The sequence below is a fragment of the Porphyromonas sp. COT-290 OH860 genome (genome assembly GCF_000768935.1).
In the GTDB taxonomy this organism is placed as follows: domain Bacteria; phylum Bacteroidota; class Bacteroidia; order Bacteroidales; family Porphyromonadaceae; genus Porphyromonas.
The window spans coordinates 41,674-63,982 of the sequence record NZ_JRAR01000019.1; the positions used below are offsets into that span (position 1 = coordinate 41,674).

The 22,309-nt window shown below is 48.6% G+C and carries 20 protein-coding genes and 1 tRNA gene; 20 read left to right on the forward strand and 1 reads right to left on the reverse strand.

The genetic code is table 11. The annotated features are described in order from the left end of the window. Nucleotides 1–240 precede the first annotated feature (240 nt). The 20 genes from HQ41_RS09925 (at nt 241) to HQ41_RS02570 (ending at nt 20,879) form a co-directional block, all read left to right on the forward strand. Complete coding sequence (locus HQ41_RS09925; RefSeq protein ID WP_255327507.1) at nt 241–366, forward strand: hypothetical protein; 126 nt, start codon at nt 241–243, stop codon at nt 364–366. 312 nt (nt 367–678) lie between these two features. Further along, nucleotides 679–3,471, forward strand: a complete 2,793-nt coding sequence (locus tag HQ41_RS09255) for a leucine-rich repeat domain-containing protein (RefSeq protein ID WP_052405243.1) — start codon at nt 679–681, stop codon at nt 3,469–3,471. Beyond that, nucleotides 3,362–4,375: a T9SS type A sorting domain-containing protein gene (locus HQ41_RS02485; protein WP_052405244.1), complete on the forward strand. Its 1,014-nt coding sequence runs from the start codon at nt 3,362–3,364 to the stop codon at nt 4,373–4,375. Before HQ41_RS09255 ends, HQ41_RS02485 begins: the two co-directional genes overlap by 110 nt. Before the next feature lie 235 nt (nt 4,376–4,610). Further along, a complete protein-coding gene (locus HQ41_RS02490; RefSeq protein ID WP_044233083.1) occupies nt 4,611–5,306 on the forward strand; it encodes a hypothetical protein in 696 nt (231 codons plus the stop codon). A gap of 36 nt (nt 5,307–5,342) precedes the next feature. Continuing rightward, entirely contained in the window at nt 5,343–6,902 is a 1,560-nt protein-coding gene (locus tag HQ41_RS02495) for a YifB family Mg chelatase-like AAA ATPase (protein ID WP_044187433.1), read from the forward strand. Nucleotides 6,903–6,956: 54 nt separating this feature from the next. Beyond that, the gene (gene pta / locus HQ41_RS02500) at nt 6,957–7,964 is read left to right on the forward strand and encodes a phosphate acetyltransferase (protein ID WP_044187434.1); all 1,008 of its coding nucleotides are present in this window, start codon (nt 6,957–6,959) and stop codon (nt 7,962–7,964) included. Between the two features lie 45 nt (nt 7,965–8,009). Beyond that, nucleotides 8,010–9,284, forward strand: coding sequence for an acetate kinase (locus HQ41_RS02505; protein WP_044187436.1), 1,275 nt, complete (start codon nt 8,010–8,012; stop codon nt 9,282–9,284). A gap of 126 nt (nt 9,285–9,410) precedes the next feature. Next, nucleotides 9,411–10,472: a 3-dehydroquinate synthase gene (gene aroB / locus HQ41_RS02510; RefSeq protein WP_044187438.1), complete on the forward strand. Its 1,062-nt coding sequence runs from the start codon at nt 9,411–9,413 to the stop codon at nt 10,470–10,472. A gap of 33 nt (nt 10,473–10,505) precedes the next feature. After that, nucleotides 10,506–10,580: transfer RNA gene (locus tag HQ41_RS02515), tRNA-Pro, on the forward strand. A 135-nt stretch (nt 10,581–10,715) separates the two neighbouring features. Further along, nucleotides 10,716–11,666: a methionyl-tRNA formyltransferase gene (gene fmt, locus HQ41_RS02520; RefSeq protein WP_044187472.1), complete on the forward strand. Its 951-nt coding sequence runs from the start codon at nt 10,716–10,718 to the stop codon at nt 11,664–11,666. Between the two features lie 56 nt (nt 11,667–11,722). Continuing rightward, on the forward strand, nt 11,723–12,637 hold the full coding sequence (locus HQ41_RS02525; RefSeq protein WP_044187440.1) for a sirohydrochlorin cobaltochelatase: 915 nt from the start codon (nt 11,723–11,725) through the stop codon (nt 12,635–12,637). 10 nt (nt 12,638–12,647) lie between these two features. Further along, complete coding sequence (locus HQ41_RS02530; RefSeq protein WP_081964730.1) at nt 12,648–13,658, forward strand: energy-coupling factor ABC transporter permease; 1,011 nt, start codon at nt 12,648–12,650, stop codon at nt 13,656–13,658. A gap of 261 nt (nt 13,659–13,919) precedes the next feature. Then, on the forward strand, nt 13,920–14,696 hold the full coding sequence (gene dapB, locus HQ41_RS02535; RefSeq protein WP_369794213.1) for a 4-hydroxy-tetrahydrodipicolinate reductase: 777 nt from the start codon (nt 13,920–13,922) through the stop codon (nt 14,694–14,696). Nucleotides 14,697–14,721: 25 nt separating this feature from the next. Next, nucleotides 14,722–16,161: a signal peptidase I gene (gene lepB / locus HQ41_RS02540; RefSeq protein WP_044187443.1), complete on the forward strand. Its 1,440-nt coding sequence runs from the start codon at nt 14,722–14,724 to the stop codon at nt 16,159–16,161. Nucleotides 16,162–16,180: 19 nt separating this feature from the next. After that, on the forward strand, nt 16,181–16,816 hold the full coding sequence (gene lepB, locus HQ41_RS09260; protein ID WP_081964731.1) for a signal peptidase I: 636 nt from the start codon (nt 16,181–16,183) through the stop codon (nt 16,814–16,816). Between the two features lie 38 nt (nt 16,817–16,854). Further along, nucleotides 16,855–17,493 carry a WbqC family protein gene (locus HQ41_RS02550; RefSeq protein ID WP_044187446.1) on the forward strand — a complete coding sequence of 213 codons (639 nt, stop codon included), beginning with the start codon at nt 16,855–16,857 and terminating at the stop codon, nt 17,491–17,493. A gap of 64 nt (nt 17,494–17,557) precedes the next feature. After that, on the forward strand, nt 17,558–19,039 hold the full coding sequence (locus HQ41_RS02555) for a LysM peptidoglycan-binding domain-containing protein (RefSeq protein WP_044187448.1): 1,482 nt from the start codon (nt 17,558–17,560) through the stop codon (nt 19,037–19,039). Next, nucleotides 19,036–19,683 (forward strand): porin family protein, encoded by a 648-nt coding sequence (locus tag HQ41_RS02560; RefSeq protein WP_052405246.1) that lies wholly within the window; start codon nt 19,036–19,038, stop codon nt 19,681–19,683. Before HQ41_RS02555 ends, HQ41_RS02560 begins: the two co-directional genes overlap by 4 nt. Before the next feature lie 25 nt (nt 19,684–19,708). Then, nucleotides 19,709–20,128 carry an RNA-binding S4 domain-containing protein gene (locus HQ41_RS02565; RefSeq protein ID WP_044187451.1) on the forward strand — a complete coding sequence of 140 codons (420 nt, stop codon included), beginning with the start codon at nt 19,709–19,711 and terminating at the stop codon, nt 20,126–20,128. A 4-nt stretch (nt 20,129–20,132) separates the two neighbouring features. Beyond that, on the forward strand, nt 20,133–20,879 hold the full coding sequence (locus HQ41_RS02570) for a glycosyltransferase family 2 protein (RefSeq protein ID WP_044187453.1): 747 nt from the start codon (nt 20,133–20,135) through the stop codon (nt 20,877–20,879). A 94-nt stretch (nt 20,880–20,973) separates the two neighbouring features. On the opposite strand, the gene HQ41_RS02575 is transcribed toward HQ41_RS02570, so the two are convergent. Beyond that, a complete protein-coding gene (locus HQ41_RS02575; protein ID WP_044187455.1) occupies nt 20,974–21,861 on the reverse strand; it encodes a DUF3078 domain-containing protein in 888 nt (295 codons plus the stop codon). Nucleotides 21,862–22,309 lie beyond the last annotated feature (448 nt).

Here is a 22,309-nt window from a genome sequence, read left to right on the forward strand (position 1 = left end):
CCACTAATTATCAACAATATAAAACATAAGAGTGCTACACTTCTAGACTTTCGTGTCGCCATAGCCTGATTTTCTTCCCATCAATCTCGGGGTATTGTAGGACACATCATAGCGGATTATCCCACCAATCCGAAAAAATGTTCCCATCAATTTGATTGCAAGACTGGACAGTTTCCCTCAATGCCCCCGAATCTCGGCCCAAATTCGAGGGAAAATCATTTACAGTCCTTAACACAAAAAGTGCAAAGATCACTCCGCAAATACACCGAGCTTGTGATGGCGCTATGGGCTGCCTGCCACTGCCAAGGCGAAACGCATGTACAAAGCATACATATCCACCCTACATACAGCGATGCCACACGATAGAACTAACTAAGATATAAGAACCTACCTTCTCGAACACTTAAATCATAAATCAAAGAAAACAATTACATTTGTAGAGCGACTAACAATATAACGACAACAATCGATTGGCTCTCTAAAAATCCCTTAGCCTAGGCGCAAGCGCAACCCTTAGATAGACTGTACACCTTTCGATCAAGCAAAAGAAGAACCCTCTACGACAAACAGAATAGGGTTTCCTCCTCGTCGCATAGACTATTATGAGGGAGAGGTTGCATTTTTCATATCAAGGGCAATAGAATACTCACTCATATAATATCAAATATCCCAAGATCTATGAACGAACAATTACTACGGCTAAGCCGAACGCAGGCTTTGCAACTCCTATGGCAGGGCTGGAAATTGCTTCTATGCCTACTCGTATTGACGAATCTAAATGCTTTAGCCCAATCCAACGAGCACGAATACAGCGTGCTAACTTTTGACAGCCCAATAGACTCGGAGGTTGCCATTCGTCTTGGTACCGGACCGGGATCACGCAAGCCCGTTTTCGAGGGAGCAGAGTTAGTCAGACAAGAAGAAGGCGCCATAGGTACCAATCCATGGTTTTATCTACGCCTCAAAGATCGCAAGATCCGTATTTACCGAACGTACAGTCTTGGCATTGAAAATGTCGAGTCCCTAGTCGGCCTCGATGTATCCAACAGCCCTAACATGGTTTCTTTGACTATCACCAATGCCCCTAGACTAAACCAAGTACTCGATCTATCTAGCAATAATAAGCTATCTGTCATATCTCTTAGTCAAGTTGGGATTACGGGACTTAATCTCAGTCCCAACTCCCCTCTTATTTCACTAAACCTACAAAATATCTCCTTACCATCTTTGGACGTTGCCAGCCAGAATGAGCTTTTTATGATCGACCTAGAAGGAGTGAAATTGCCTCGTCTAGAGGTCGCCGATTTAGCTAAACTATCCGTCATCAAGTGTTCGCAGAGCGAGATTGGGAGCCTGAGTCTAAGGCGTTGCCCAAAGTTGAGGGAGGTAGAGGTGCCCAATATAGGATTAACGCAGTTTGAGGTAGAAGAAACACCCGAATTATGGCGTTTGGAGCTCAACAACAATAAATTGAGCAGCCTTGATATGAGCCGAGTCAACAATACAGGGGACTATGGAATAAGATTGAATGCCAGCCACAACCAATTGACCCGTTTCACAGCAGGATCTATAAGATACAAAACGCTAGTGATAACAAACAACCAGCTAGCTGCATTAGATCTATCCACAACCTCGGCAGCAAAATTTATATCCGCTCATATCAATAAGCTAAATGAGGTTAAGCTCAACCCCAACAGCAGCATCTACTCGGCATCTTTTATCTTCAACAGCCTCAGTCTAGATGCCATGACTAGATTTATTGGGAGCTTACCACGCTACACCCCGGGCAGTGATATAAATGACTTCGACCACGAAACGAATGGACGCATCTATATAAGAGCTACAATAGAACCAATCCCCGAAGGCAATCGGATTAGCAAGTCGCTTGTAAAGCAAGCTAAGGACAAGGGTTGGATTATCGGTTTTTATGGAGAAAATGGCTTCCAAGACAACTACGAGGGCGACCCAGAAGAAGTCGTGTTCTACACGATCACAACTGAGTTTGATCGCAGCGAAGGGCAGATTAGGTTGTCTGTTACAGACCCTACTCATGTTCGAGCAAACACAGAGGTAAGCGTTACCGTAGAGCCCAATACGGGTTATGAACTCGCGACACTCACAGCCAATGGCAAGGATATTGCACAGAGCCGCAAATTCACTGTACAAGGCGATACCAAAGTCGTGGCTACCTTCCGCAAAAAGCCCGTTGAGATCAAACGCTATCCAGTGACACTAGAGCAGGGAGAGGGCGGACGCATCAGGATCAAGGGCATGTCACCCGAGGACCTAAAAGCCGTAGAGGAAGGTACCGAACTCACTGTTTCCATAGCAAGGCAAGAGGGCTACGACTTGGCAACCCTTACAGCCAATGGCGTAGACATAATGGCTAACCGCAAGTTCGTCGTACGAGAAGCTACGGTTGTCAAGGCAACCTTCAGAAAGCGCACATATAAGATTACTCTTGAGCAGGGAGAGGGCGGTACCATCTCTATTGAAGGCAAGAGCACCGAAGACCTCAACGCAGTAGAGGACGGCACCGAGCTCACCGTACTGGTGGCACCAAAGGAGGGCTACGAGCTAGAGAGGCTTACAGCCAGCGGCAAAGACATCACGGAGAGCAAGCGATTCCGAGTAGAAGCGCATACCACGGTACGAGCCATATTCCGCAAAAAGCCCGTTGAGATCAAGCGCTATCCAGTGACACTAGAGCAGGGAGAGGGTGGACGCATCAGGATCAAGGGTATGTCACCCGAGGACCTAAAAGCCGTAAAGGAAGGTACTGAGCTTACTGTTTCCATAGCAAGGCAAGAGGGCTACGACTTGGCAACCCTTACAGCCAATGGCGTAGACATAATGGCTAACCGCAAGTTCGTCGTACGAGAAGCTACGGTTGTCAAGGCAACCTTCAGAAAGCGCACATATAAGATTACTCTCGAGCAGGGAGAGGGCGGTACCATCTCTATTGAAGGCAAAAGCACCGAAGACCTCAACGCAGTAGAGGACGGCACCGAGCTCACCGTACTGGTGGCACCAAAGGAGGGCTACGAGCTAGAGAGGCTCACGGCCAGCGGCAAAGACATCACGGAGAGCAAGCGATTCCGAGCAGAAGCGCATACCACGGTACGAGCCACATTCCGCAAAAAGCCCGTTGAGATCAAACGCTATCCAGTGACACTAGAGCAGGGAGAGGGCGGACGCATCAGGATCAAGGGTATGTCACCCGAGGACCTAAAAGCCGTAGAGGAAGGTACTGAGCTTACTGTTTCCATAGCAAGACAAGAGGGCTACGACTTGGCAACCCTTACAGCCAATGACGTAGATATAATGGCTAACCGCAAGTTCGTCGTACGAGAAGCTACGGTTGTCAAGGCAACCTTCAGAAAGCGCACATATAAGATTACTCTCGAGCAGGGAGAGGGCNGTACGAGAAGCTACGGTTGTCAAGGCAACCTTCAGAAAGCGCACATATAAGATTACTCTCGAGCAGGGAGAGGGCGGTACCATCTCTATTGAAGGCAAGAGCACCGAAGACCTCAACGCAGTAGAGGACGGCACCGAGCTCATCGTACTGGTGGCACCAAAGGAGGGCTACGAGCTAGAGAGGCTTACAGCCAGCGGCAAAGACATCACGGAGAGCAAGCGATTCCGAGCAGAAGCGCATACTACGGTACGAGCCACATTCCGCAAAAAGGTCTTCCGAGTGAGCCACCGAGTAGAGGGCAAGGGCTCAATTACTTTCACGGGAGCGAATAATCTCTCTGCTGTCCCCTACGGCACAGAGCTGCAAGTAGTGACAGCAAATGGCGAGGGGCATGAACTGACCTCACTCACCGCTGGTGGCGAAGATATTTTGCAGACTAAACGCATTACCGTCAAGAGCAGCATCGAGGTCGTCGGCATCTTCACGAAGAAAGTCTATGTGGTGACTCTGCCCGAGGTGGAACATGCCACGGTACGTATCAAGGGTAATCACGACCTAAATCGGGTGCCTTACGAAACAGAACTAGAGCTAGAGGTGAAGCCAGAGAGAGGGTATATCGTCGAGGAAGTAAAAGTCAATGGTAATATTATTGTGGCACCCTACAAGTTTGTCGTCAAGGGTGACATCAAGATTGAGGTGCGCATCAAGCAAGACACTGCCATCGGCATGGTCAGTCGCTCCTCATTGCGCATCTATCCCAATCCCGCCTCTACATATATCATAATAGGAGGTAATGCAGATACAGCCAAGCAGGTTCGCCTGCTCAATCTGGTAGGGCGTGTAGTCCTAGAGGCCAGGACAGGTGCAAACAAGCGCATAGATGTGTCGCATCTAGAGCGTGGTATCTACTTGCTCCTAGTGGACGGCATGGCGCATAGGGTAGTACTGCGCTAGGGTAATCTATCATACTTATGTAAACTGATGATATGCTAGAATAAGCATTCTGGCACACTTTATAGGGGCTGCTGCAAAGACAAATCCTGCAACAGCCCCTTAATCTTGAATGAATCCAACAGAGCGATCCATCTCGACAGATATGTGCTTGCTCAAATGCGACATATATAATACATTTGTGCATATTGCTGCATAGGCCCCTAGGTCCACGCAGGTACAGATACACTCTTGCTAAATGAAGATATTACATATACTACCAATCCTATGTAGCTTGGTATGGGCAACTAGCTGCAAACCCAAGCCCAAGATGCCTAGGCTAAGTCTATCACTCGTAGCAGCAGACTCAACGGATACAATGGCACGCCTCTCCTTTTGGGGGAGGAATACAGAGCGAGAGGATAGCCTCTACTTTTACTCAGCCGACTCGATCGAGCTGTATCCCGACACTACGGGGATTATGCACCTCGTGGTTGCTCATGCTGGCGACCGACTAGCCCAATACTACAAGCTCAGCCAAGGGCAATGGAGCGCTACGGCACCCGAAACCTACACCCCAGAGCAAACACCGCAAGAAGTGTTGCCTATCTCTGGTATAGATACCAAAGGCAAGAGCCATGACATAGCCGAGCTCATCAAGAGGCGCTATGCAGTACTAGTCTTTAGCTCACTAGACCTGCGCACGCACAGCAAAGCCGAGCGAGATAGCCTACGTAAACAATATGGGGGCGATAGCCTACAACTTATATATATGATGCTCTCTCTCTCGGACAGTGCCAGCCTAGCACGTATCAAGCGGGACACGCTTTCCGGGATTGTCTACTCGGACAGCCTCTCCCTAGTGACACAGATGCGCAAGGCCTATGGGATAGATCGAGCTACCTCTCCCAAACTATTCCTAATTGATAGCCTAGGCAAAGTCAGCGCTCTATAGATCCCCCCCCCAGCTTAACCTACTCTACCACAAACTATGCTAGTCAAAACATACGCTGCTGCCCTGCAGAGCATCAACGCCCGTACGGTCACCATAGAGGTGAGCTGTACACCCGGATCATATTTCCAACTAGTGGGGCTACCAGATGCCGCTATCAAAGAGAGCCAAGATCGTATCATCTCGGCCATACAGAGCTGTGGCTACAGATATCCCGGTCGACGTATCGTCATCAATATGAGCCCAGCCGACCTACGCAAAGAAGGCTCGGCATACGACCTACCTCTAGCCATAGGCATACTGGCAGCCGATGAGCAAATACCATCGGAGCCACTCGAGCGCCTGATGATCATGGGCGAGTTATCTCTCGATGGCTCACTCCGACCCATACGAGGGGCACTCCCTATCGCCATACAAGCACGTAGCGAGGGTTACGAGGGGTTGATACTTCCCAAAAGCAACGCCCAAGAGGCCGCTGTGGTCAATCAGCTCAAGGTCTACGGAGCAGACAATCTAAGCGAGGTCATAGCCATGCTCTGCGGTCGGCAAGACATCATGCCGACCGAGGTCGATACACGAGGGGAGTTTTATCGTAACCAGCGAGCCTATCCATTCGATTTCAACGAGGTCAAGGGGCAAGAAAACGTCAAACGTGCCTTGGAGGTTGCTGCAGCGGGTGGACACAACCTGCTCATGGTAGGTGCCCCCGGTAGTGGCAAGTCGATGATGGCCAAACGACTACCCAGCATCCTACCTCCTTTCTCTCTAAGCGAATCGTTAGAAACGACCAAGATCTATTCGGTAGCGGGGAAACTAGGTAAGGACATTACGCTAATGACGGTGCGCCCCTTCCGAGCTCCACACCATTCCATATCGCCCGCCGCTCTAGTCGGAGGCGGAAGCAACCCTCAGCCCGGAGAGATTAGCCTAGCCCACAATGGGGTGCTATTCCTCGACGAGTTGCCAGAGTTTAGCCGCAACGTGCTAGAGGTAATGCGCCAACCCTTGGAGGAGCGCATGGTTACGGTAGCACGTGCTCGCTTCTCGGTCGATTACCCTGCGAGTTTTATGCTTATCGCTGCTATGAATCCCTGCCCATGCGGCTACTACAACCACCCAACTAGAGCTTGTGAGTGTACCCCACAGCAGGTACAGAAGTACCTAGGGCGTGTATCAGGTCCGCTGCTAGACCGAGTAGATATCCAAGTCGAGATCTTTCCGGTTCCCTTTGAGAAGCTCTCGGATCAAACTATGGGTGAGAGTAGTCACGAGATTTGCCAGAGGGTTATTCGAGCTAGGGAAATCCAAAATCAGCGCTTTGCACAGTGCCCCGAGGTACACTGTAACGCTCAAATGACACCCAAGTTGATGCAGCTCTATGCCAAACCCGACAAAGCGGGGCTCGCACGGCTCAAAGTCGCCATGGAGCGCCTAAACTTATCGGCAAGAGCCTACGACCGTATCCTCAAGGTAGCACGCACAATTGCCGATCTAGCAGGAAAAGAACTGATAGATCAGTCAGATATCGGTGAGGCGATCCAGTACCGCAGCCTTGATAAAGCAAGTTGGGGTACGCAAACGGCCAAAAGTCCGGTCTGATTTATTAACTTTGTAGCATACAACATCAATTACTAAAAATATAGAGACATCGCTATGGATCTAATTCAAGACATTATCGACCGTGCGAAGGCTAATCCCCAGCACATCGTATTCCCAGAAGGGACAGAGGAGCGTACACTCAAGGCAGCAGATAGGCTGCTCAGAGATGGTGTAGTGAAGCTAACTCTCATCGGGGACCCCTACTCAATACGTGCTAGAGCACACGACCTAGGACTAAAGCACATCGGCAAGGCAAACCTGCTCGACCCCAAAAACCATGAGAAGAAGCAAGAGTACATCAACCTACTTATGGAGCTACGCAAAAGCAAGGGCATGACAGAGGAGCAGGCGTCGATCCTTGTCGAGGATCCTCTATATCTTGGGTGCTTGATGATCAAAGCTGGAGATGCAGACGGTGAGCTCGCAGGAGCAATCAATGCCACTGGCGATGTCCTACGCCCTGCACTACAGATTGTTAAGACTATGCCCGGTATGAGCTGCGTCAGTGGTGTGTTCTTGATGTTCCTACCAACGGAGGAGTACGGGCACAATGGCCTAATGCTTTTCGCAGACTGCGCAGTAATGCCCAACCCCACAGCTCCAGAGCTAGCTCAGATCGCCGTTGCCTCGGCTCAATCTGCGCATGCTATTGCAGGTGTGGAGCCACGTGTGGCTATGCTTAGCTTCTCAACCAAGGGCAGTGCCAAGCACGAGATGGTGGACAAAGTCGTGGAGGCTACACGCCTTGCCAAGGAGATGGCTCCCGATCTACAGATCGATGGGGAGCTACAAGCCGATGCTGCACTCGTAGCCAAGGTTGCTGCCCTCAAGGCTCCAGACAGCACTGTAGCAGGTCAAGCAAATGTGTTGGTATTCCCTACTCTGGAAGTAGGCAACATCTCCTACAAGCTCGTACAACGCCTTGGCGGTGCAGAGGCCGTAGGTCCTATCCTGCAGGGTATGGCAGCCCCAGTCAATGACCTCAGCCGCGGCTGCTCGGTAGACGATATATATAAGATGGCTGCCATTACAGCCAATCAGGCCATTGCGATGAAGCACTAAACCGATCTTCTGGCTCACTGCAAACCGATAGACATTACATTCGTTATGAAAATACTAGTTCTAAACTGTGGTAGCTCATCACTCAAATACTCCTTGATCGAGCTACCAGAGTATCGTGTCATCACCTCTGGTATCGAGGAGCGTGTAGGCACCGCCGAGTCTTTTATCAAGTTTACTACCCCCGCTGGCAAAAAGATTGTCGAGAGCGTTTACATTCCCGACCATACTAGAGGCGTAGAAATCATTCTAGATGTCCTAACACGCCCAGAGGTTGGACACATTGCTTCTCTCAGCGAGATTGAGGCTGTTGGTCATCGGTTGGTTCACGGGGGCGAGCGCATTGCCTCTAGTGTACTGATTGACGAAACTGTCGTAGAGACCCTCAGAGAGAACATTCCTCTAGCCCCTCTACACAATCCTGCCAACATCATGGGTATAGGAGCTGCCAAAGCTGTGCTCGGTCAGGTACCTCATGTGGGGGTATTCGATACGGCATTCCACCAAACGATGCCTAAGCACGCCTACATGTACGCACTACCCTACGCCCTATATGAGAAGTACGGTCTGCGTCGCTACGGCTTCCATGGCACTAGCCACGACTACGTGAGCCATGAGGCAGCCAAGATGCTTGGCGTCAAATACGATGAGGTCAAAATCGTTACAGCACACGTGGGTAGCGGCGCCTCTATATCTGCTATCGACTGTGGCAAATGTATTGACACCTCTATGGGTATGACTCCAGCCGAAGGACTAGTCATGGGGACTCGTGCTGGCGATATAGACTCAGGGGTCATTGAGTTCCTTTTGAGCAAGCAGGACTTCGACAATGCCGAGATCCAAGAGTATATCCAAGACAAAGCCGAGCGTGACACACGCACTAGTCTGAAGCCCGAAGATGTAAGCTTCCTGCTCAACAAGCGTAGCGGACTATACGGCATCGCTTGCATCGGCAGCTCGGATATGCGTGACATCGATAGCGCAGCAGAGAAGGGTAACGAGCATGCTAAACTCGCAGCCGATATGCTCGGCTACAGAGTAAAGAAATATATCGGAGCCTATGCGGCAGCACTAGGAGGTCTAGACATTTTAGTTTTCACCGCAGGTGTTGGAGAGAATCGCTCAGAGCTACGTACAGATGCTTGCGCTGGACTAGAATATATGGGTGTGAAGATAGACGAATCGCTCAATCATTCGCTTGCACGTGGCAAAGCCGGTGTGATCAGCAGCCCAGATAGCAGAGTCAAGGTGGTAGTTATCCCAACTGACGAGGAATACATGATCGCAAAGGACACCTACGACATCGTAACCAAGAGCAAGTAATAACTCACTAGAGCTATAGTATAGGAGGCGAAGATCTTCATCGGTCTTCGCCTCTGTCAATACTCGGCACCTCGCCATCTAAACTGAACAAGACGCCAGCAGCACAAATAAAGTCGATAAGGAAATATGGTTATTGGTCATAACATAGTCGAGAATAGAATCGTCCCACATCTGCAATCTATGGCCTGTGACAGCATCTACCTACTCATTGATGCGCAAGTAGATAATCTGCATGGAGAGGCTCTAGCCCCCCTAAAAGAACTCACAACCACAGAAAGACACCTCAGCCTAGCCTCTGGAGAGGCGAATAAGCACATCGACAGCGTGCAGCTCATATGGCAATGGCTGATGCACTCGAGAGCATCTAGACGATCGGTACTAGTCATCGTGGGAGGGGGGACACTCACAGATATGGGGGGCTTCGCAGCCGCCACCTATATGCGAGGTATCCGTACGGTAAATATCCCAACCACCCTACTAGGTATGGTTGATGCCTCAGTAGGGGGCAAGACAGCCATTGACTTCGGAGGAATCAAAAACCTTGTTGGAGCTTTCCACGAACCCGAAGCCGTATTCCTTGATATTGCTTTCCTAGACACTCTGCCCCTAGATGAACTGTATTCTGGGTATGCCGAGTTAATTAAAACAGCTCTACTGGATAGCAAAGAGTTTTGGCGAGAAATTCTGCGAATCCAAGACCCTCAACACATCGAGATAGAGGGTTGGATTAGGCTAATCGAGCAGGCAGTAGCCTACAAGAAACGTATCGTCGAGGCTGACCCAACCGAGCAGGACCTACGCCGTGTACTCAATCTAGGCCATACAGTAGGCCATGCCCTAGAGGCACTCAGCCACAGCTCGGACAAACACCGCACCCTCCTGCACGGAGAAGCCATCATCGTGGGTATGATTGTTGAGATCTATGCTGGAGTTGTGCAGGCAGGTGCAGATAGAGATATTCTTAGACAGCTACATACGCTTTGCAGAGAGCTATATTCCCCCTTCCACTACACATGTAAGGACTACCCAGAGATCATCCGCCTAATGCGTAGCGACAAAAAGAATCGCCAAGACGAAATCGTGGCTATTGGACTTAGGAGAGTAGGAGAACCTATTACACTTAACCTCTCTGACCCAGATATTATCAAAGACGCACTGGATTTTTATCGAGAGAGTTTTGGCAATTAGACAAATTTATTCTACTTTTGCAATGCAATTGAGCGGGATGTAGCTCAGCCCGGTTAGAGTACACGTCTGGGGGGCGTGTGGTCGCTGGTTCGAATCCAGTCATCCCGACAAAGCGAGGGGGTGTGTCTGAAAAATGACACGCCCCCTTTCCTTTATTGCGTAGATAGTAGAGATTCAGCAGACAAATCTCTAACTTTGCATCTACTATTCATAGCCAACCGCAATACATCACTTATAGCACAGATGAACAAGACAGACTTTAAGCTCGTCTATATGGCGACTGCAGACTTTGCCCTACCATCATTGCAGGCACTGGTCGAGGGAGGATACAATGTTAGGGCTGTCGTCACCATGCCAGATAAACCGGCAGGCCGAGGCATGAAGTTGCAAGAGAGCAATATCAAACGTTACGCACAGAGCGTAGGGATCGAGGTCCTACAACCAGTGAAGCTCAAGGACGAGATCTTTGTCAATAGACTACGAGAGATTGCTCCTGATCTAGGAATAGTCGTAGCCTTCCGTATGCTTCCAGAAATCGTATGGAGCCTACCACGCTTAGGCACTATCAACCTGCACGGCTCACTACTCCCTCGCTATCGAGGCGCAGCCCCCATACATTGGGCTGTCATCAACGGTGATACACAGACAGGGGTCACAACCTTTAGACTCAAGCATGAGCTGGACACGGGGGATATCATCTTACAGACACGCATGCCCATCGCACCCGATGAAACCACAGGACAAGTACACGACCGCATGATGTACCTTGGAGCCAAGACTCTACTCAAGACTGTAGACCTATTCCTTGAAACAGAACCCAGTGTGACAGCTCAGAAAACTATGGACGAGCCCCCAACAGAGGCACCTAAACTCACCAAAGAGAATACTAAAGTAAATTGGAAGCAACCAGCACGAGAGCTCTATAACTTCGTAAGAGGTCTTTACCCCTACCCCTGTGCATGGACTGAGCTTCGGCTCCCGCTACTTGACGAGGCCATAACTTACAAGCTACACGCCTGTGAGGTAATTGAGCCTACAGCTGATCATCTAGGCAAAGCAGTGGGAGAAGTCGTAATCATAGGTAAGAAACACCTAGACGTTGTCTGTGGAGAGGGTGTGCTACGCATCACACAGCTACAGCCGGCAGGTAAGAAATCAATGCCCACGTCCGCATATCTCAACGGACTTAGGTAAAAGCTCACCTTAACAAACTGTTTACTATATTTGCCAAGGAATCAAAACATAACTAAATGGATCTTCACGCAAAAGTTTTATCTCCCTCGGAGCTTACCCGATCGTCTAACGAAGCCCTCTTACTAGTAACCTTTGGGAGCACATACCCCGGGCCACATCGTACCTTCGCCCGTATCCGCAAGTATTTTGCCGATGCCTTCCCCCATCGAGATATTTTTATGGCCTTTACTTCTGGTATGTGTATGAAACGCTGGTTCCAGAAGAGCGGCGAGCAATATTACCCTGCCGACAAATGGCTTTATGCCATCGGAGCAGCAGGATACAAGCACGTCAGTATCCAGAGTCTGCACATCATTCCCGGGCTAGAGTATTCATTTATATATGATCGGTACCTTCCTCCTTTTTCGGCTAAGTACCCAGATATATCTGTGGTAGTTGGGGAGCCTCTCCTATACGACAATGAGGATATCAGATCGGTAGGGGACGTTCTATATACAGCTTTTGCCAATCGGCTAAGCAAAGGAGAGGGATTAGTACTTATGGGGCATGGCAACCACACGGATAAATTCCCCATAGCCAATAGTAAGTACAAAGAGCTCAACGCCTATCTGCAATCACTTGACCCCAAAATCGTGATTGGGACTGTGGACTACGAATCCATGCTGTACGAGCATGTATCGGAGCACCTACACCAACATTGCCCGCCACCTGCGACTATCAACTTCTTACCTCTGATGTCTGTGGCTGGCGACCATGCGCTCAATGACATGGTAGGTGAATGGGAGGAAGACGAGCCTCTGGAAGAGCAGAGCTGGCGTAGCCGTCTGCTACACGAGGGGTTCTGCGCAGAAGAAGAAAATAGCCATATGCACGGACTTGGCGACTATGATGAGATTTGCCAAATCTGGGTAAACCACCTGCTGAGAGCCGAGGCGAGAGATAGGCATCAACTAAGCAATCAAACTCAATAACGAAACCGCTATGCTACGTAAACTATATCTAATTGTACTCGTACTGACGCTAACCATTAGCCCAAGCCATGCGATGCATATCATGGAAGGATACCTACCTCTAGGCTGGTGTATCTTCTGGTACTTAGTGTCGCTTCCATTCGTGATCTTAAGCTATCGTACTATCAGTCGCAAGCTCAAGTCTTCGCCCAAGGAACGCATCACGCTTGCTCTCAACACGGCTTTCGTCTTCATCCTATCTGCGCTCAAGCTCCCCTCGGTGACTGGTTCAAGCTCTCACCTAACGGGAACTACCCTCGGCACACTCACCTCTGGCCCTATGTCTATGCCTTTGATCGGGGTGATTGTACTACTCTTCCAGGCGTTACTACTGGCCCATGGCGGCATCAGTACACTCGGGGCTAATGTCTTCTCGCTAGCAATTGCTGGGCCATTGGTAGCCTACGCAATCTATACATTGTGCCGTCGTTTAAACTTGGGCAAGTCCATCGGAATTTTCCTTGCTGCCTTCATCGGCAGTATGGCTACCTATGTAACCACCTCCTTACAGCTAGCTATTGTTTTCCCAGATGCCCAAGAAGGAATATGGGCAGCATTTACGAAGTTTATGTCCATCTTCGCTGTCACACAAATGCCACTATCCCTACTTGAAGGGGGCATGACACTCGCCGTCATTCGCTTACTCGAACGCACCGGTAGCTCTACGACGTCAAGTATCACAACCTCGTCCAAGCCAGTCTTCGGCATACGCGAGTTCCTACTCAGCCTTGGTGCTCTCATCTGCCTTACAGCACCTATACTCAGCGCCTATATTGATTTCGGAGAGGGTTCAGACGATCGTGCAGGAGCAATGGTTGAGTCTCTTGCGCCAGACTATATGCCTATGCCTCTATTTGAGGGCTACGAACCAAGCGAAGCTCTCGAACCTTGGCTATTCGTACTACAAGCAACCCTAGGGATCGCCCTATTCATCTGGGGATATAGACTGTTCGCTAAGCGTAGAGGCATGAAACAACCTTAACTTCGGGAGAAAAGTATTTAGCCCTCTCTGAAATTCACCCAAGAGAGAAGGAAGGTGCTATGTCTGGATTTTTATTCAGTCACAGTACCTTCTTCGTTATCTAGTTTGACACATGAGTAAACTTGAAGGTAGGCTCTCTGAGCAGGATTTCTCTAGACATTATAGTGTACACTCTTTCTCAAGTAGCGATGATTAAGTACCTTTGCCTTAGCAGATGGTCGTTTAATTGCGACCTTTCAGTTAGTTTGAAATAATCAAAATATGAAATCATTGAAGATTTGCCTCATTGGCTATGGCCGTATGGGGCAAATGGTAGAGCGGGTTGCTCGTGAACGTGGCCACGAGATTGTCCTACGTATAGACAAGGCTAATACAAATATTCTGGACAATGAACGAATAGCCGAGGCTGATGTAGCCATTGAGTTTACCACGCCCGAGGCAGCATACACCAACTGCCACAGAGCTCTGAAGAGAGGAGTAGCCGTCGTATCTGGCACCACAGCTTGGACTGACGGTGTTGCTCAGCTGCAAGAGCTATGTTCACGCAACAAGACGATGAGTTTCTTGTGGTCCTCCAACTTCAGTTTGGGCGTCAATCTGTTTTGGGAACTAAATAGGCAAGCGGCTCGTCTAATGCAGTCTATCTCTGGCTACCGCCTCTCTATCGAGGAAATACATCATAACCAAAAACTTGATGCTCCCAGCGGTACTGCTATTACATTGGCTGAAACCGTTTTATCCGAACGAGCAGACTTATCTAGTTGGTCACCCTTCTATGGGGAAGATGAGGCTAAGGAGGGAATTCTACCGATCAAGTCAGTCCGAAAAGGAGAAGTCGCAGGGATACACCGCCTAGTTTATACCTCTTCTGTTGATAAAATCACTCTAGAACACGAGGCCTTTAGCCGAGAAGGCTTTGCGTTAGGCGCCGTTGTCGCGGCTGAGTATGCCAGCACACATTATGGAGCACATCGCATGCAAGACGTAATGGACTACCTCTGCTCTAGCACGACGCAAGACAATAAGCAAAATACCTAACCCTTTTATTTTGAACTAAGTTTTGATGAAAAGATATATTGACCCAGCCGAGAGTTCGAGTAAACGTATGCGTAGATATATTGTGGGCGCTATTATTGTCGTAGCCTACATCCTATTCTGTTTTTGGGCAGGGTGGGGTTGGCTTGTTCTTCTGCCTCTAATTATTGATAACTATTTCACCAAGTTCATCAACTGGGGCTGGTATCGCAATAGCCCATACCCCATCGTTCGCTCTGTTTGTAAGCTTATGGATGACATCCTTTTCGCTGTCATCGGGGTAACTTTCTTGACCACGTTCTTCTTCCAGAACTTTGGCATCCCCTCCTCTTCTCTAGAGAAAACAATGCTTATTGGGGATTATCTATGGGTCAATAAGCTGAGCTATGGCCCTCGTATGCCAATGACACCTCTAGCTTTCCCCCTAGTTCATAATGAAATTTTCGGGCACAAGTCCTACAGCGAGACCCCTACACTAGGCTACCACAGGCTCCGAGGACTAGGCAAAGTGGAACGAAACGACTTGGTAGTCTTCAATTTCCCTGCAGGCGATACTGTCGCTCTGCGTATGCCTAACCCAGACTATTACAGCTTATGCAAGATCTATGGTAGAGAGGCTATTCACAATAATCCTAAGGAGTTTGGCGAAGTTGTCTACCGCCCTATAGACCGGCGCGACCACTATGTAAAGCGTTGCATAGGAATGCCGGGAGAAACGATTCAGATTATAAACAATCAGGTATACATCAACGGCAAAGCCCTCGTAAATCCCAAGTACCTACAGCTCAACTACCTTGTACAGACTAATGGAACAGTCATTGGCAAAGAGATCCTTGATGCTCTCGAAATCAACTATAGAGATGTAAGCGAGATACCCATTGCCTCAGACAACTCAGCTACCGACAGTGTCATCGCAGCACAAACGGGCCTCAAACCAATAGACGATAGCCATATCTATGGACGTGTCTATCACATTCCACTAACGCAAGAGATGAAGCAGAAGCTTGGCTCTGAACCGTATGTCAAGGCAATCATCGTGGAGCAATTACCCCAAATGGAGGGAGATTTCGTCTACCCTCTTGACCTAAATAAAGGGTGGAATAGAGATAACTATGGCCCTCTTATGATACCACGTGCAGGACTCAGAGTAGAACTAACTCCAGACAATCTCAAAACCTATGCTCGCTGTATCCATGCTTACGAAGGACATCGACTAGAGGTGCAAGCCGATGGTACGGCTCTTATCAACGGACAACCAGCTACGCACTACACGTTTAGCCAAGATTACTACTTCATGCTGGGTGACAACAGACACAACTCTGCCGATAGCCGTGCTTGGGGCTTCGTCCCCGAGGACCATATCGTGGGCAAACCGGCTTTTATTTGGATGTCGCTTAACGACGAACAGAGTTGGTTCTCTGGTCGCATCCGCTGGAGTAGACTATTCTCCATCATTACAGGAGAATAGACTTTAACTTGGTTTCCGTATGAATCAGATCGCAAAACGAAGTTGGCTCCGCTACGGAGCATGGCCACTACTAACACTAGTAGTAGTACTTATTCTTCGCTTTGTGATTTTATCTATTATACGAATAAATGGTGAGACCATGGCGCCGACTATTACCTCTGGCAGCTATGCTTTTGGCATTAAGTTCTTATCCCCTAGACGAGGAGATATTGTTCTTTTTAGGCTACCCAAATCGCACGGTGGAGGAAAACTCTCCGTAGCTCGCATAGTCGCCTTACCGGGGGATAGCATTACCTATCGCTCAGGGAAGCTCTTTCGCTCTGGCGAGGTAATTCACTCATATCCAAACGCGAGTGACACAACTACCTATAGCCTGCGCCTACCTCGTGCAGGCGAACGTACGGCACTAGACCCGCTACAATCGGTTGCCTTTCGACAAGCTATAGAGCAGGAGATGAAGCGAGATAATGTAAAGACCGAACTCACTTGGAGGCAAGGGCGTCTGTACATACAAGGAGCGGAGCTCAAGAGTTTCGGTTTTGCGCACGACTATTATTGGCTTCTTTTGGACAACCTAAACCAAACCCCAGACTCTAGACACATCGGAATCATTTCTGCCGAGCAAATAGAGGCTGTTGTACTCTTCCACCTCTAATATCTAGCTACACTTCACGTAGTCTATTATCAATTCTGATGACACTTCTCTCTACTGCATATTTCCCTCCCATACAATATTTCAGCAAGCTATACGCTGCCTCCGGAGGGCCGGTATATCTAGAGGCATACGAGAGCTTCGTCAAACAAACCTACCGCAGTCGCTGCCTCATCGTCGAAGCCCGAGGAGCTCAGATGCTCTCCATACCAGTTGAGCACGGTACAGGTCGTAAACAAACGATTCGAGAGCTGAGGCTCTCTAGTCATGGTAGTTGGCAGAGATCCCACATACAGGCCATACGCACAGCATACGGTCCCAGTCCTTTCTTCGAATACTACTGGGACGACATAGAGGCAGAGCTAAAGCGCCAATGGGTGCATCTATGGGATTTAAATCTATCTATGATCGAGCTAATAGCCTCTATGATTGATTTGGACATTTGTTTGAGAGAAACAAGTGACTATATAGCACCAACAGACAGCCCGGATGATTGGCGCTATCGTATTCGCCCGAAACACACTGAGGCAGATCCTACTTTCGTAGCTCCCCCCTACTACCAACCCTTTGCCCTAAGGCATGGCTTCGTGCCTAATGCAAGCATACTAGATCTGCTTTTCAATATGGGGCCTGAGGCTCTAATAGCCCTGCACAAGAGTATTGTGCCACCTAAGCAATAAGAAGAGTATGGTGTTTTTGTGTAAATTTGTGCATTTGTAAGATAATAACTTCTAGACTCTCCGAATGAATATCAAGGGTATTAAACTCAAGGTAACGCTCCTGCTTATCCTCTGCTGGAGCATCTCTCAAGCAGGACTAGGGCAAACCAATAAGGGTCGGCTTGTGGAGCATATTGTGCGCAAGTCCGAAACTGTGTACAGCATAGCACAGAGATATGGGACATCCGTAGAGAAAGTCTACGAGCTCAATCCATGGGCTAAGGATAAAATCAAAGACGGCGACAAACTAATGGTGCTCTCGACGCTAGATAGTCTGGAGATAGCTTCCCAACAGACACGCACACATCACATAGAAGCAGGAGAAACGGTTTACAGAATCTGTCGCATGTACGACATCAGCGAAGAAGCGCTCTTACGTGCCAATCCCGGCATCAGTGCAAGCCATTTCCCCATCGGAGTAGAGCTACGCATTCCTGCCTCTACCACAACACATACTACCGATAGTCTGAGTCACGAAGAGAGAGAGGAACACAAAGCCAAACGAGAGGCAATCAAAGTTCTGCTGATGCTCCCCTTCAGGGGTATGCCTAGACATGTAGAGTTCTACGAAGGCTTCCTAATGGGCATGAACGACCTAAAAAAAGATGGAATATCCATTAACCTAACTGCACTTGATATCCCCGACCTGAACACACTAAAACATCACGTTTCGTCGGGCATTCTCTACGGGCATGACCTAGTCATCGGTGGCATATCGGACGATCAGATCCAACTTATCGCTAGTAAGATGCCATCAGAGGGCTTGTATGTAATTCCCTTCAGCTCTCAAGAGTACAGCAATCTGAAGGCTAGCAACTTCATCCGTATCAATCAGCCTGCCCGAGAAGTCGTCGCACGTGCGATCCCCAAGTTCCTAGACAAATACAATGGTTATAAGATCTACTTAGCTGGTCGCAACCAAGACAGAGAAGAGCCATTCGCCGACGAACTTAAAAAATCACTAAAGCAATCTGGGAGCGACGTCCGCTATATTGATCTTGATCGACAGACCACTGTCAATGACCTCCCAGCACGCTCTGTCGTTGTACCCGTATCAAGTAGTCGAGATCTTGGACTAAAGCTCTTCTCTGCCATTAGCCACAATAATTGTACGATTTTCGGCTATCCGCAGTGGCAAAGCTATGGAACAGACTTCCTCTCAAAGGCTCGTAAGTACAATGCCACTATATATAGTAGCTTTTTCTTCAATCCTGAATCGCCCGATGGCAAGCTGTTCTTGACCAAGTATAGAGCTTGGTTCAACAAGAAGACGGGTAACAACTACCCCAAATTTAGTGTACTGGGCTACGATATGGCCCGCTACTTTATCCGTGGGTACGCTTCTCTAGGCTTGGAGCTTACCACGCACTCGCACCTACTACCTTCCGATGGTTTACAGTTGGATATCGAACTAGATCGTATGGTGGAGGCCAATGGTTTTGGCAATATGAAATTTTACTTTGTGACCTATGCTCAAGATGGGTCTATCCAGCGCATCTCACTATGAGGAAGCATCTCTACACCCTAGCACTAGGCCTGACCTTATGTTCGGTTCTTCTCGGGCAGCAAAAAAAAACTTTTCGCCAGTCTTGGTGGATCGGAGCTAAAGGAGGTGTGCAGTTTAGCCGCTTTCTATTCGTCCCCTCTATCAGACAGCATACTCATTTCGGTCAGCGTGGTGGGATAGCCCTTCGCTTCGAGGTGGATCGTGGAGCATCAGCCCAGCTCGAGGTCAATTATATGCGCACGGGGTGGAAGGTACGCTTCGATGATGCAAATAAGGCCTACCAACGTAATCTGACCTATATAGAGGTGCCTCTACTTGCTCAGCTGTACCTCGGCAATGGCCCAGCACGCATCTTCGTCAATGCTGGACCTATCGTTGGGTACAACCTCGATGAAGATACCCAACAGACCGAAGCTGTCGGTAATACCAGCTACCAACGCCGAGTAGAGAACAAGCTTTTCTGGGGGCTTGGCGGAGGGCCGGGGCTAAGTGTAATACTCGGCACCCATAATCGTCTTGAGCTAGAAGGGCGATTTACATATGGCTTTGGAGATATCTGGCCTAATCAACGCAAAGACGACTATGGGCAGTCGGCGGAAATGATTTTTGGCTTTACCTTCAACTATTTCTTTCGTCTGAAGTAGTCGGTCAAGCTCGATCGTAATTATTATGTCAGAAGTAAGAGTAGATAAATGGCTGTGGGCTGTACGTATCTTCAAGACACGCTCCATTGCCACTGATGCATGCAAGAAAAACCGAGTAAGCATCAATGGATCGGCTGCCAAGGCCGCCAGAAGCGTTAAAGTTGGCGATATCGTTTCGGTACGCAAACCTCCTATTGAGTATTCATTTCGTGTGCTAGCATTGCTCAATAATCGAGTAGGTGCCAAGTTTGTACCCGAATACATGGAAAATATCACCCCACGAGAGCAGTACGAGATCCTAGAGCTACAGCGTATCTCTGGGTTCGTTGATAGAGCCAAAGGGCTGGGACGCCCGACAAAAAAAGAGCGTCGAGATCTGGATCAGTTCAGCCAAGACCTCCCCTCAGGCTTGGATCTATTCGACTGGGACGAAGACTGGGAGTAAACCTATGAACACACATACGGCGCCTACTATATCCATTATTACCGTTTGCTACAATGCGGCGAAGAGCATAGAGCGTACCCTACGCTCAGTCGCCCAGCAGAACTATCCAGCTATCGAATATATCGTAGTTGATGGCGCCTCTACCGATAGCACCCTAGAGCTTGTGCACACATATATGCCGACAGCACATATCTATAGCGCACCTGACAAGGGGATCTATGATGCAATGAATAAGGGGATAAAATATGCCACTGGGGACTATGTTTGGTTTCTCAACGCTGGAGATGCACTCCCCCACAACAAAGTAGTAGAGCTACTGGTAGCCGAAGCCTGTGGCGAGTACCACACTTGGCCTGATGTGATCTATGGTGATACTTGGCTCATTGATGCCGAGGATCGGATTATTGGGCCTAGACGTTTACGCCCACCTAAGGAGCTTAATTGGCGGAGCTTCCGTAGGGGTATGCTAGTCTGTCACCAGTCTTTTATTGCTAAACGAGAGCTGGCTCCAAGCTATGATCTACGCTATCGGTTCTCTGCTGATGTCGATTGGTGCATTCGCCTAATGAAGAAGGCCAAACTCTATAAGCGCATTGACAGTCCTCTCTCACTCTACCTCAATGAGGGAACTACTACTGCCAACCACAGAGCCTCTCTACTAGAGCGCTTCGATGTGATGCGCCGCCACTATGGCCTACTCCCTACGTTACTACGCCACATCGGCTTTGTGCTACGCGCTCTGAGGGACTAAAAACGGCCTAAACAAAATCTACACACAAAAAGCCCCCAAAGGACCTTATCCTTTGAGGGGCTTTTTTTACATGCTGAGAGGGAGAAGCTATCGCCTACAAACTGTAAGTGACACCTAAGCCCAGCACCTGACGAAGCTGGACCTTGGCTCCATGAGGCATCTTGGTCTTTTCATCAATAGTTTTTATGTCGTCGTCGTACACGAGGTTAGTTGAGAAGTTGGCAGCCAGATACTTGTTGATCTTGAAGGACACCATCACGTCCCAGTTTACATCGATGTTGCCGAAGTTATTGTTGTAGGCAGTAAAGAGGGTTAGCTTACTGATGAGGTTGATGTTTGACGTAATGTTTTGATTGTAGTTAGCCACAAGCGAAGCTCCGACTTCGGCCAACACATTCTTACCCTTCTGCACGCCATAGGCACCTGCATCGGAGAGGGCCTTATCCGTCACGAAGGTGAGCTTGCCAGTCATAGGTGACATCAGCATAGAAAAGTTGGAGTTTGGCTTATAGTCGAAACCAAGCGCAGTAGTAAGGTAACCCGGTGCCATAAATTTAGAGATTGGCGCCTCATTGTTGAGCGCAGCGGCAGCATTCTTGTGCCCCTCTGCAAACTGCGTAAGGAAATCTGCCAAGAACGACATGTTCCAATGCTTACTAATACCATAACCCACCTTGGTATTGAGGTTCAGCTTATCGAGGCTCTTCTGCCACTTATTGCTAGAAGTATAGGTCTTACCGAAGTCTGCAACGATACCGTTGTCCCAGCTCCAGCGATCGCTTTTATAGTTGGCAGAGCCATTAAAGTACACATTCCAAGCCACAGAGTTCTCACCCCCAGCTGCCCAGTTAGTCAGAGAGGTCTGGGCAAGATTGATGCCACCTACATTTTTGAGCGTCCATTTACTATCCTTCTCTTCCTGAGCTTGAGCCGAAAGAGTCACAGCACCTGCAAGTGCCAAAATAGAGAAGATCTTTTTCATTTTAGTTTTATCTTACTATATAAATACTTTATTGCAAATTCACACAAAATTAATCAAAAAACCCTAATCCGACAAGAGAATATCCCATTTTTAGGATCAAAAAAGAGGGCAAAAGACTTATTATTAGATGAATCTGAACTAGAAGTATCGCTGCATCGAGTAGTACTATATGGGATAACACACAAAACCAAAAGGCGATGTGTCATAACACGTAAACTGCTCAAGTTACTTGCGACATTGGGTCCGCACGGAGCTTGTCGTGAGCCTCTGTCTTAGCTTCTTCCATTTTGCGCATTCATATTAACACAAAAAAGCTCGATCTATTACTAGACCGAGCTTCGATGAGGTGAGATAAGATATTGACAAGAAGTGTAGTGGTCTAGAACCAACCCAACCATCTACAAAGAATCCCTTAACCAGTCTAACCTAAAGGTCTCCAGAAAGGAGG

What these genes read in the sequence shown, in the direction of transcription:
- HQ41_RS02490 (WP_044233083.1), top strand. Translation starts at nt 4,611, where the DNA reads ATGAAGATATTACATATACTACCAATCCTATGTAGCTTGGTATGGGCA.
- HQ41_RS02495 (WP_044187433.1), top strand. Translation starts at nt 5,343, where the DNA reads ATGCTAGTCAAAACATACGCTGCTGCCCTGCAGAGCATCAACGCCCGT.
- pta (WP_044187434.1), top strand. Translation starts at nt 6,957, where the DNA reads ATGGATCTAATTCAAGACATTATCGACCGTGCGAAGGCTAATCCCCAG.
- HQ41_RS02505 (WP_044187436.1), top strand. Translation starts at nt 8,010, where the DNA reads ATGAAAATACTAGTTCTAAACTGTGGTAGCTCATCACTCAAATACTCC.
- aroB (WP_044187438.1), top strand. Translation starts at nt 9,411, where the DNA reads ATGGTTATTGGTCATAACATAGTCGAGAATAGAATCGTCCCACATCTG.
- fmt (WP_044187472.1), top strand. Translation starts at nt 10,716, where the DNA reads ATGAACAAGACAGACTTTAAGCTCGTCTATATGGCGACTGCAGACTTT.
- HQ41_RS02525 (WP_044187440.1), top strand. Translation starts at nt 11,723, where the DNA reads ATGGATCTTCACGCAAAAGTTTTATCTCCCTCGGAGCTTACCCGATCG.
- HQ41_RS02530 (WP_081964730.1), top strand. Translation starts at nt 12,648, where the DNA reads ATGCTACGTAAACTATATCTAATTGTACTCGTACTGACGCTAACCATT.
- dapB (WP_369794213.1), top strand. Translation starts at nt 13,920, where the DNA reads ATGAAATCATTGAAGATTTGCCTCATTGGCTATGGCCGTATGGGGCAA.
- lepB (WP_044187443.1), top strand. Translation starts at nt 14,722, where the DNA reads ATGAAAAGATATATTGACCCAGCCGAGAGTTCGAGTAAACGTATGCGT.
- lepB (WP_081964731.1), top strand. Translation starts at nt 16,181, where the DNA reads ATGAATCAGATCGCAAAACGAAGTTGGCTCCGCTACGGAGCATGGCCA.
- HQ41_RS02550 (WP_044187446.1), top strand. Translation starts at nt 16,855, where the DNA reads ATGACACTTCTCTCTACTGCATATTTCCCTCCCATACAATATTTCAGC.
- HQ41_RS02555 (WP_044187448.1), top strand. Translation starts at nt 17,558, where the DNA reads ATGAATATCAAGGGTATTAAACTCAAGGTAACGCTCCTGCTTATCCTC.
- HQ41_RS02560 (WP_052405246.1), top strand. Translation starts at nt 19,036, where the DNA reads ATGAGGAAGCATCTCTACACCCTAGCACTAGGCCTGACCTTATGTTCG.
- HQ41_RS02565 (WP_044187451.1), top strand. Translation starts at nt 19,709, where the DNA reads ATGTCAGAAGTAAGAGTAGATAAATGGCTGTGGGCTGTACGTATCTTC.
- HQ41_RS02570 (WP_044187453.1), top strand. Translation starts at nt 20,133, where the DNA reads ATGAACACACATACGGCGCCTACTATATCCATTATTACCGTTTGCTAC.
- HQ41_RS02575 (WP_044187455.1), bottom strand. Translation starts at nt 21,861, where the DNA reads ATGAAAAAGATCTTCTCTATTTTGGCACTTGCAGGTGCTGTGACTCTT.